The 1,718-nt window shown below is 49.1% G+C and carries 1 protein-coding gene; it reads left to right on the top strand.

Annotated features, from left to right (window positions below):
• The first annotated feature begins 402 nt into the window (after positions 1-402).
• Positions 403-1,596, top strand: coding sequence for a Hint domain-containing protein (locus C8N32_RS14715; RefSeq protein WP_107893707.1), 1,194 nt, complete (start codon positions 403-405; stop codon positions 1,594-1,596).
• Positions 1,597-1,718: the final 122 nt, after the last annotated feature.

Here is a 1,718-nt window from a genome sequence, read left to right as displayed (position 1 = left end):
TATCCGCTAATGCGGAAAGCGCCTTATCGAATGTCTATGACGAAGCTTGAAGCAGGAGGCCATCTCTTTCGAAGGAATCAGTGACGGCATCTAGGCCCGACGCGTCATCAAGGATTTGATATCGCTTTACAGCCGCAAAGAGACCTCACGCCGTGCTTGATCGGCAGGCGCCGGTAGATGTGTATTGTGCAGGCTTGAAGGAGCAAAAAGCGCATGAAACCTAAACCCGATACATCTTGGCGAAGCTGCAAAACTGAAAGCTGCCCAAAAAGATGGGATCACTTCAGGGACACGCCATTCCGCCGCATTCGACTCAAGCGTCGTCTGGCGGAAAATTGAACCGTTAGAAATAAATCCTGTGAGAAATAAGAGAATATTTGGTAAAGGTACAGGTGAGCTCCAATGGGTACGTCAACAGCCTTCATATCAGAAATGTATTACCGGTCCAATGAAGGGACGTCAGAATTTCTTGAGGTTACGCTTCGTGCCACGGAGGATCCTGCCGACTACACGGTGTCTTTTTATAAATCGGATGGTACGCTTGAAACGGCAATTCCTGTAACTGACGCTGTCGGTGGTGAAATCACGCTCGATGCAGCGTCGGTTACCGCAGTGCCAGATCCCGACAATCCAAACTACATAATCTACACCATCACTTCGAACACCGGCTATTTGTTTACTGGGGGAACGACTTTCTTAAATGAAGCACGTGCTGTTACGCTAACGAACACTAATACCGGCACGGTCATCGATGCCTATACTGTAAACGGTGGAACGGTAACAACGACCGAAGGTGCAGGCTCTGGTGTTACGACATCTCCATCGGGGTCGGCGGGTCCTAATCAATCCGTTCAGTGGGATGTCTTCGGCAATCGGACTTTTGGTACCCTCACCCCAGATGACGCAGTTTTATGTTTTGATTCCAATGCCATGATACAAACGACGCGTGGTGAAATCCGGGCTGGAGACCTGGAGGTCGGAGATCTGGTTGCGACTATGGACCATGGATATCAACCGATTCTATGGGTTCACGAAACCGAAATGCTGCCCGAAATTCAGGTCGAAAATCCTAAAGTGTGGCCCATCCGAATTTCCCAAGGCGCATTGGGTGCAAACCATCCACGAAAAGATCTGACAGTATCTCCCCAACATCGGATAGTTTTGCGATCAATGATCTGCGAGAGGATGTTTGGTACGACTGAAGTTCTTGTGAACGCCAAAAGCCTGTTGGCGGTGGACGGCGTTACGCAGGAGCAGCCAACAGAAAAATTTTACTATGTTCACGTCCTTCTGGAACGCCATGAGATAATTTTTGCTAATGGCCACCCCAGCGAAAGTCTTTTGCCCGGTGAAATGGTTTTAGAAGCGTTGACTCAAAATGACCGTGAAATACTCAAAAACGCACTTTCCGAGACTGCTTTGTCGTCAAAACTGATCAAACCCGTCCGCCCTATAGTTAAAGGTCGAGAAGTAAAAAAAATGATTAAACGCCATCAAAAGAACAATAAGCCGCTGTTTGATTCGTGTTTGGGTCAAGGACAGGCTTTGTTTCAAAAATCTGCGGCTGAGTGGACTGCCCCTTGCGCCATCGCCTAGGTGTTTGATCCCAAGGTTTGATGGTGTGATCCTTTCGCTGGAATGGAAGGAAGCCCTATGGGACAGATACGTCACGGCAGCGCCACGACCACGCACGCCATCCGAGCGGCAATACAGCGATC

Source organism: Rhodovulum imhoffii, from assembly GCF_003046545.1.
Taxonomy (GTDB): Bacteria; Pseudomonadota; Alphaproteobacteria; order Rhodobacterales; family Rhodobacteraceae; genus Rhodovulum; species Rhodovulum imhoffii.
The sequence above is the reverse complement of the archived record's forward strand: the minus strand, read 5'-3'. Positions and strand labels throughout refer to the sequence as shown.

Excerpts from the sequence above, each read along its gene's own strand:
- C8N32_RS14715 (WP_107893707.1), top strand. The coding sequence starts at position 403 with ATGGGTACGTCAACAGCCTTCATATCAGAAATGTATTACCGGTCCAAT.